This window comes from Mycobacterium sp. SMC-15 (genome assembly GCF_045310925.1).
GTDB lineage: Bacteria > Actinomycetota > Actinomycetes > Mycobacteriales > Mycobacteriaceae > Mycobacterium.
In genome coordinates this window covers 369,758-378,696 of the sequence record NZ_JBJIAJ010000004.1, presented here as the reverse complement: position 1 = coordinate 378,696, position 8,939 = coordinate 369,758, and the positions used below count along the sequence as shown (strand labels likewise).

The window sequence follows — 8,939 nt, the reverse complement described above, 5'->3', positions numbered from 1 at the left end:
CGCCAACGAATGCGGATACCCACTCGGCATGACAACCCCCAGATCAATGGATGTTGCACTGACCGTATGAATCTGCCGCCGATTGTTCGGTCTGACTACACGCTCGCCGAATGTGCCGCCGTCAGAACCGGTGTCGCAGCGTGTGCAGATCCACTTTCCCGTCGACGGCCAGCACTCCCTCGGCACGAAGGCGTTCCAACTGCTCGGTGCGCAAGTGTGCCGCCGGCCGTCCCGACGCCGGGACCACCCGGTGCCAGGGCAGGTCGGTGCCGTCGATCCGCAGAATCCATCCCACGATGCGAGGACTGGAAAGCCCTGCCGCGGAAGCGACGTCGCCATGGGTGGTGACCCGGCCGGCAGGCACGCTGATGATCAGCGCGCGCACCAGCTCGACCTGTTCGTCGGTGACGGCGGCCACGGACTGCGCTCCTAGCGCCGGGCCAGCTGCGCGCGGATCACGGCGGCAGCCTCGGCGGGACGGGCCTGGTCGACCATGTGATTGCAGTCGAAGTCGACCAGCTGGAAGTTCGCGCCCAGCCGGTCCCGCAGACCCTCGATGAGGGCCGCTTCCACATACGGTGGCGAGGTGCGGGTGGCCCGCACCACGGTGGTCGGCGTGGCTTGCGGCAGCACGACGGCGCGAGCCAACTCGCTCCAGTACGACATCACCGCGGGCACGCTGATCCGCCACCCGAAGCGGCCCGAGGGCAGCGCGATCAGATGCTCGTCGAGTTCGACGTCGAGCAGGCCGGGATCCACGTCGGACCACGCGCCGTTCTCCTTCTCGGCCCGCGCCTCCGCGGCATCGGGGTAGTCGGGGGAAGCCAGCATCGCGGCGGCGATCGTGGCCATCCACTCACCGTCCAGGCCGATCGCCGGGTCGAGCAGGATCAGTGCATCGACCAGGTCGGGCCGCGCCGCGGCCAGGTGCAGCGCTATCGCACCGCCGAAGGAATGCGCGACCACCGGGACCGGGCCGTGCGCGGTGCCCTCCAGCAACGCCGCCAGCGCCGCGACGTTGGCGTCGATGCTCCACGGGGCCGCCCACGACGAGTGTCCATGGCCGATCAGGTCCGGCGCGGCGACGGCGATGTCGGGCAGTTGCTCGGCCACGTAGCGCCAGCGTGCCCCGTGACCGGTCAGCCCGTGGACTGCCAGCAGATCCACTGGTCCGTCCGGGCCGTAGCGGTGCACATGCAGTCGATGATCGGGATTCACCCGTCGATGGTGCCAGCCGCGCCCGCACTTGTCGGAGGGCAGTGCTCTTATAGGCGGCATGCCACAGGATTGGGGATCGTCCACCGCGCAGGTCGCCGCGGTTCTCGATCCGGGTGCGCGTGGCGTTGTGCAGGTACGTGGGGGGCCGGGCACCGGCAAGTCCCGCCTGCTGGTGGAGGTGGCCACCGCCCACGTCGCCGCGGGCGTGGACGCGAATTCGGTGCTGCTGCTGACCGGGCGGGGCCGGCTTCCCGCGGCGGACCGTGGAGCGCTGACCGCGACGTTGCTGGCGGCCGGGGGGCCCGCGGCGGGTCAGGTGATCCGGGAACCGCTGGTGCGCACCGTGCACGGCTACGCCTTCGCGGTGCTCCAGCGCGCCGCCCGGCGGGCCGAGGCCACCCCGCCGCGGCTGGTCACCGGTGCCGAGCAGGACAGCGTGATCCGTGAACTGCTCGCCGGGGACGGTGCCGGCGCCTGGCCGCCGTCGTTGCACGCGGCACTGGCCACCGACGGCTTCGCCACCGAACTGCGCGACTTGATGGCACGCTGCGCCGAACGCGGTGTGGACCCAGCCGAGCTGACCAGGTTGGGTAAGCGCTGCCGCCGCCCGGAGTGGACAGCCGCGGGCCGGTTCGCCCAGCAGTACGAGCAGGTGATGCTGCTTCGTGCCGCGGTCGGTACCGCGGCGCCCCAGGCGACCACGCCGGCGCTGGGCGCCGCGGAATTGGTCGGGGCGGCGCTGGAGGCATTCGCGACCGACCCGGATCTGCTCATTGACGAACGCAGCCGGATCCGGTTGCTCTTGGTCGACGACGCGCAGCAACTCGACCCGCAGGCGGCCCGATTGGTGCGGGTGCTGGCCGCCGGCGTGCACCGGACGGTGATCGCGGGCGACCCCGATCAGGCGGTGTTCGGATTCCGCGGCGCTGAACCCACCGTCCTGCTGGCCGACGACGCGCAGCCCGACGGGGCCACGGTCCCCGTGCTGACGCTGACGACGTCGCATCGGTGCGCACCGGCGGTGGCCCGGACCATCAGCGCCGTCGCCGCGCGGCTGCCCGGCACCAGCGCCACCCGCCGGATCGAGGGCACCGGGACCGACGCCGGGGCGGTGAGCGTGCGCACGGCGGCCACCAGCCACGCCGAGGCCGCCCTGATCGCCGACACCCTGCGGCGCGCGCACCTGATCGACGGGGTGCCGTGGTCGCAGATGGCGGTGATCGTCCGGTCCGTGCCGCGGGCGGCCGCGCGGCTACCGCGCACCCTGGCCGCCGCCGGCATCCCGGTCACGCTGCCGGCCAGCGGTGGACTGTTGGCTGAACAGCCCGCGGTGGCCGCCCTTCTCACGGTGCTGGAGTGCACCGCCGACGCGGTGGACGGCGCTCGGGCGTTGGCCTTGCTCAGTGGGCCGATCGGGCGGGTGGACCCGATCTCGCTGCGGCAGCTGCAGCGCACCCTGCGCCGCGGTACGGCCGGCCTGCAATCGCCGCATGAACCCGGCGACCGCCTCGCGGCGGTGCTCACCGGTGCGCCTGTCGAGCTGCCGGCCGCGCATACCCGCGCGCTGCGCAGGGTTCGGGCGGTGCTGCAGGCCGCGGCCCGCAGCCACGCCGACGGACGCGATCCGCACCACACGTTGTGGCAGGCCTGGAATCGCTCAGGGCTGCAACAACGTTGGCTGTCGTCCGCCGAGCGCGGTGGTCCGTCCGGCGCCCAAGCCGGTCGGGATCTGGACGCGGTGACCGCACTGTTCGACCTCGCCGAGCGGTACGTGGCGCGCACCGCCGGCGCCACCCTGACCGGGCTGGTCGAGTACGTCACCGCAATGCAGTTGGCGGCGCCACGTCCCGATTCCATGACGGGCACCGAGGCGGTGGGTGTGCTCAGTGCGCACGCCGCGCTCGGGCGCGAATGGGATCTGGTGGTCATCGCCGGCGTGCAGGAAGGACTGTGGCCCAACACCGTTCCACGCGGCGGTGTGCTGGGAACCCAGCGGCTGCTGGACACCCTGCAGGGCTTCGGGGAAGAGGTCTCGGCCCGTGCTCCGCTGCTTGCCGAGGAGCGACGGCTGCTGGTTGCGGCGCTGGGTCGGGCCCGGCGCCGGCTGCTGATCACCGCTGTCGACGGCGACGGGGACAGCGGCGCCGAGGAGCAGATCCCGTCGGAGTTCTTCGCCGAACTCACGGCCTGCGCCACCGGCGAGGTGACAACGGCACCGGCTGCACCGGTGGTTTCCCCGCCGGTGCTGTCGGCAGCCGGATTGGTGGGCCGGCTGCGCGCCGTGGTCTGCGCACCGGAGGCAGCTGTGAGCGATTCCGAACGCGCCGACGCGGCAACGCAATTGGCGCGGCTCGCCCGGGCCGGGGTGCCCGGCGCCGACCCGCAGAGCTGGTACGGCGCGGCACCGCTGAGCACCGAGGAGCCGCTGTGGCACCCCGGAGGCGGCCCGGTCACCCTGTCGCCGTCGGCGTTGCAGAGCCTGTTGGACTGCCCGCTGCGCTGGTTGGCCGAACGCCACGGCGGGGCCGATGGCCGCGACCTGCGCTCGACGATCGGATCGGTGGTACACGCGCTGGTCGCCGAATCGGCGGGCAGCCCGCAGGAACTGCTCGCCGAGTTGGACCGCGCCTGGCAGCAGCTGCCGTTCGCATCGCAGTGGTACTCGGCCAACGAACACGACCGGCATCGCGCCATCATCGAGGCTTTCCTGGCATGGCGGGCGCAAACCCGTGGCGAGCTCACCGAAGTCGGCACGGAGATCGCCTTCGATGGAGTGATCGACGCCGGTGATGACGGGGTGCGGCTACGCGGCCGGATCGACCGGGTCGAACGCGACGCCGCCGGCCGGCTGGTAGTCGTCGACGTCAAGACCGCGAAGACCCCGGCCAGCAAGGACGACGCACAACAGCACGCACAGCTGGCCGTCTACCAATTGGCGGTCGAGGCCGGGCTCATCGGGCCCGACGAGCAACCCGGTGGCGCCCGCCTGGTCTATCCCGCCAAACCCGGACCGGTCGGCGCCACCGAACGCGAACAGGATCCCCTCACGCCCGACACCGGTGGGCAATGGCGGGAGCGGATCGGGCAGGCGGCCGCGGCCACCGCCGGGCCGCAGTTCACCGCCCGCGTCAACGACGGCTGCCGGCACTGCCCGGTCCGGCCGATCTGCCCCGCCCACAACGGCGGGTGCGGGGGATGAGAAACCGCTACGACCCCGCCGAACTGGCGGCCGCGCTCGGGTTGCACCAACCCACCGAGGAGCAGGCTGCGGTCATCGCCGCGCCGCCGGGTCCCCTGGTGGTGATCGCCGGCGCGGGCGCCGGCAAGACCGAGACGATGGCTGCCCGGGTGGTGTGGCTGGTTGCCAACGGCTATGCCCACCCCGGCCAGGTCCTGGGGCTGACGTTTACCCGCAAGGCGGCCGGCCAACTGCTGCGCCGGGTGCGATCCCGGCTGGCGCGGTTGGCCGGTGCGGGACTGGTGGCGGCCGAACCGAACCAACCCGGCGGTTCGGCGAGGCTCGATGGTGCCCCGGCGACAACACCTGTGGTGAGCACCTACCACGCCTTCGCCGGCGCGCTGCTGCGCGAGCACGGGCTGCTGCTCGGAATCGAGCCCGACACCCGGCTGCTCACCGAGACCGGGTTGTGGCAGTTGGCGTTCGACGTGGTCAGCGGCTATCCGGGGGAACTGCACACCGACCGGGATCCCGCCGCCGTCACCGCGATGGTGTTGCGGCTGGCCGGGCAACTGGCCGAACACCTGGTGGACACCGACGCCCTGCGCCACACCCACCTGGAATTGGAGCGGTTGGTGCACACCCTGCCGCCGGGCCCTCGCCAGCGCGCCGAACCCACCCAGTCGCTGCTCAAGATGCTCGACACCCAGACCGAACGTGCCGAGCTGGTGCCGCTGATCGACGCCTTGCACCAACGCATGCGGACGGAACGGGCCATGGACTTCGGGGCACAGATGGCCACGGCCGCTCGGCTTGCGCAATCCAACGAGGCCGTCGGCGCGCGGTTGCGCGCCACCTACCGGGTGGTGCTGCTCGACGAGTATCAGGACACCGGTCATGCCCAGCGCATCGCCTTGTCGTCGCTGTTCGGCGGCGGCGCCGACGATGGCCTGGCGTTGACCGCGGTGGGCGACCCGATCCAGTCGATCTACGGCTGGCGCGGCGCCTCGGCAACCAACCTGCCCCGATTCGCCACCGACTTCCCCCTGTCCGACGGCAGCCCGGCACCCACCCTGGAGTTGCGGACCAGCTGGCGCAACCCGCCGGAAGTGCTGCAACTGGCCAACGAGATCTCCGCTGAGGCACGTCAGCGCTCCGTCACGGTGCAATCGCTGCGGCCGCGCCCGGCCGCGCCCCCCGGTGACGTGCGGGTCGCGCTGCTGTCCGACGTAGTCGCCGAGGACGAGTGGGTCGCCGAGGCATTGCAGCGGTGCTACCGGCAAGCCGATACCGACGGCGTGCCCCCGCCCACGGCCGCTGTGCTGGTGCGGCGCAACGCCGATGCCGCGCCACTGGCCGAGGCGATCCGCGCCCGAGGTATCCCGGTGGAGGTGGTCGGGCTGGCCGGACTGCTGTCGGTGCCGGAGGTTGCCGATCTGGTGGCGATGCTGCGACTGATCCAGGAGCCGACCGCCGGCGCCGCGGCGATGCGGGTGCTGACCGGCCCACGATGGCGGCTCGGCGCCGCCGATCTGGCCGCGCTGTGGCGGCGCGCCGCCGAGCTGGCCCGGCCCGAACAGTCGACCGCGCCGGTCTCGGCTGCCGAGATCGCTGCATCGGCCGGGCCCGATTCCGATACCGCGTGTCTGGCCGACGCGCTCGCCGATCCCGGACCGGCAGAGCGCTATTCGGCCGTCGGGTACCGGCGCATCGTCACCCTTGCCGAGGAACTGACCCTGCTGCGCGGGCACCTGTGGCATCCGCTGCCCGACTTGGTCGCCGAGGTACGTCGGGTGCTCGGCCTGGACTGCGAGGTACTCGCCGCGCAGCCGGTGGCGGCAAGTGCGGCCGGCACCGAACAGCTGGACGCCTTCGCCGACGTGGTGGCAGGCTATGCGGACGGCGCCGGGGCGCCCGCCGCTCTGCCAGGTCTGCTGGGTTACCTGGACGCCGCCGCCGTGGTGGAGAACGGGCTGGCGCCGGCCGCACCGGCGGTCGCTTCCGACCGCGTCCAGATCCTCACCGTGCATGCCGCCAAGGGACTGGAATGGCAGGTGGTCGCGGTACCGCACCTGGTGGCGCGGGTTTTCCCGTCGACCGCGTCGCGACGCAGCTGGCTCTCCGATGCCGCCGAACTGCCGCCGCTGCTGCGCGGCGACCGGGCGCAGCCCGGCGGTTCAGCGAGGCTCGACGGAGGAGAGGCGAAGCTGGGACCGTCGCATGGGCCGGGCGGTTCAGCGAGGCTCGACGGAGGAGAGGCGAAGCTGGGACCGGGCGATCATGGCGTCCCGCTGCTCGACACCGGCGCGGTCACCAACCGAAAGCAGTTGTCCGACGCCATCTCCGAACACCAGCGCCGCCTGGATCAGCGGCGGGTCGACGAAGAGCGCCGGCTGCTCTACGTCGCCGTCACCCGCGCCGAGGACACCTTGCTGGTCTCTGGCCACCACTGGGGCCAGGGCGAGACAAAGCCGCGCGGCCCGTCGGACTTCCTCACCGAGATCAAGACGGTGATGGATCGCTCGGCCGAGGCCGGGACGCCCTGCGGATCGGTCGAGCACTGGGCGGAGGCGCCGGCCGATGGAGAGAAAAATCCGTTGTGCGACACCGTAAACGAAGGAACCTGGCCAGTCGACCCGCTGACCGGCCGGCGCGGTGATGTCGAACGCGGGGCCACACTGGTCGCCGCAGAATTGCAGGCCGGCGAGCTCCAGGACGGCGACCCCCAGGACGGCGCAGCGGTCAGTTCGTGGGCCGCCGATGTCGACGCGCTGTTGGCAGAGCGAGCCACGACCGCCACGCAGCAGGCGCGCACCCTGCCCACCCAGCTCTCGGTGAGCGGCCTGGTGGAGTTGAGCCGCGACCCCGCCGGCGCAGGCCAGCGCCTGAGTCGCCGGCTTCCGGCCCGGCCGGACCCGCATGCGTTGTTGGGCACTGCCTTTCACGACTGGGTCCAGCGACTCTATGGGGCCGAGCGGCTTTTCGAGCTCGAAGATCTGCCCGGCGCGGCCGACGCCGACACCGCCCGCGCCGATGCGCAGGAGCTGGCACGTCTGCAGGCGGCTTTCCTGGAATCGCCGTGGGCGGCCCGTACTCCCACCGCCGTTGAGGTGCCGTTCGAGATGGCTATCGGCAGCCGGGTGGTGCGCGGCCGGATCGACGCGGTGTTCGCCGATCGCGACGGTGGCGTCACCGTGGTGGACTGGAAGACCGGTGCGCCGCCCGATGGGCCCGAGGCACGCCGGCACGCCGCCGTACAGCTCGGCGTCTACCGATTGGCCTGGGCCGCGTTGACCGGCTGCCCGGAATCGCAGGTGCGAGCCGCCTTCCACTACGTGCGCACCGGGGCTACCGTCGTCGCCGAAGAACTGCCCGAACTGGCTGAGCTCGCCGCGCTGCTCAACAGCTGAGGACACGTGTGGTTACAGTGGGTCCGTGCGTCAGGTGCGACCGATGACCGCCCGTCGTGGCGGGAGCTAGCTGGCGGCGGTTGCGTCGTCTCGACGAGACGCTGACCGCCCAACCCAGCCACGCGCTTGTCGGGGTGCTGCGCATCCCTCATGGGCAATACAGCCCCGGTCGCATCGTCTACCGGCGCACCGCCATTGCACTGGCGGCGCTGCTGGTGTCCACGCTGCTGGTCTACGTCGACCGCGACGGCTACCAGGATGTACAAGGCGACCGGCTGAGCTTCCTGGACTGCCTGTATTACTCGGCGGTGACGCTGTCGACCACCGGGTACGGCGACATCACGCCGGTCACCGAGTTCGCCCGCATGATCAACGTCACGATCATCACTCCGCTGCGGATCGCCTTCCTGATCTTGCTGGTCGGAACGACCGTGGAGGCGTTTACCGAGACTTCCCAGCAGGCATTCCGCATTCAGCGTTGGAGGAAAAGAGTGCGCGACCACACCATCGTCATCGGGTACGGAACCAAGGGAAAGACCGCGATCGCCGCGATGCTCGGCGACGACGAGACCACCCCCAGCGACATCGTCGTGGTGGACAACGACCGTGCCGTGCTCGAGCGCGCCAAGAGCGCCGGGCTGGTGACGGTCGACGGCGACGCGACCCGATCGGACGTACTGCGGCTGGCCAGCGCCCAGCGTGCATCGGCGATCGTGGTGGCCACCGGCTCGGATGCCACCGCCGCCTTGGTCACCTTGACCGCCCGCGAGATCGCGCCACAGGCCACCATCGTGGCGGCCATTCGGGAGGCCGAGAACCAACATCTGCTGGAACAGTCCGGCGCCAACTCGGTGGTGGTGTCCTCCGAAACCGCCGGACGGCTGCTCGGCATCGCCACCACCACGCCCAACGTGGTCGAGATCATCGAGGACTTGCTCACCCCGGACGCCGGCTACGCCATCGCCGAACGCGAGGTGGAACAGCAGGAAGTCGGCGGATCGGCCAAACATCTCAACGAGATCGTCCTCGCCTTGGTCCGCGAGGGGCGGCTGCTGCGCCTGGATGCACCCGAGGTCGATGCCATCGAGGCCGGCGACCGGTTGCTCTACGTGCGTACGGTGACCAACCAGTGA

5 protein-coding genes are annotated in these 8,939 nt (G+C 71.5%); 3 read left to right on the top strand and 2 right to left on the bottom strand.

What is annotated here, in order from left to right; all coding sequences use genetic code 11:
* Window positions 1-121: 121 nt before the first annotated feature.
* Together ACJH71_RS08735 and ACJH71_RS08730 are read right to left on the bottom strand one after the other, a co-directional pair.
* Complete coding sequence (locus ACJH71_RS08735; protein WP_406757609.1) at window positions 122-418, bottom strand: MGMT family protein; 297 nt, start codon at window positions 416-418, stop codon at window positions 122-124.
* Between the two features lie 11 nt (window positions 419-429).
* Window positions 430-1,218, bottom strand: a complete 789-nt coding sequence (locus tag ACJH71_RS08730) for an alpha/beta fold hydrolase (RefSeq protein WP_406757608.1) — start codon at window positions 1,216-1,218, stop codon at window positions 430-432.
* Window positions 1,219-1,276: 58 nt separating this feature from the next.
* Between ACJH71_RS08730 and ACJH71_RS08725 the strand changes: the two genes are divergently transcribed.
* The 3 genes from ACJH71_RS08725 to ACJH71_RS08715 are packed head-to-tail and all read left to right on the top strand — an operon-like array spanning window position 1,277 to window position 8,939.
* Window positions 1,277-4,417 carry an ATP-dependent helicase gene (locus tag ACJH71_RS08725; protein WP_406757607.1) on the top strand — a complete coding sequence of 1,047 codons (3,141 nt, stop codon included), beginning with the start codon at window positions 1,277-1,279 and terminating at the stop codon, window positions 4,415-4,417.
* Window positions 4,414-7,806 carry an ATP-dependent helicase gene (locus ACJH71_RS08720; RefSeq protein WP_406757606.1) on the top strand — a complete coding sequence of 1,131 codons (3,393 nt, stop codon included), beginning with the start codon at window positions 4,414-4,416 and terminating at the stop codon, window positions 7,804-7,806. The genes ACJH71_RS08725 and ACJH71_RS08720 overlap by 4 nt, the downstream gene beginning before the upstream one ends.
* A 56-nt stretch (window positions 7,807-7,862) precedes the next feature.
* Window positions 7,863-8,939 carry a potassium channel family protein gene (locus tag ACJH71_RS08715; protein ID WP_406757605.1) on the top strand — a complete coding sequence of 359 codons (1,077 nt, stop codon included), beginning with the start codon at window positions 7,863-7,865 and terminating at the stop codon, window positions 8,937-8,939.

Coding starts and splice junctions, on each gene's coding strand:
- ACJH71_RS08720 (WP_406757606.1), top strand. CDS start 4,414: ATGAGAAACCGCTACGACCCCGCCGAACTGGCGGCCGCGCTCGGGTTG.
- ACJH71_RS08725 (WP_406757607.1), top strand. CDS start 1,277: ATGCCACAGGATTGGGGATCGTCCACCGCGCAGGTCGCCGCGGTTCTC.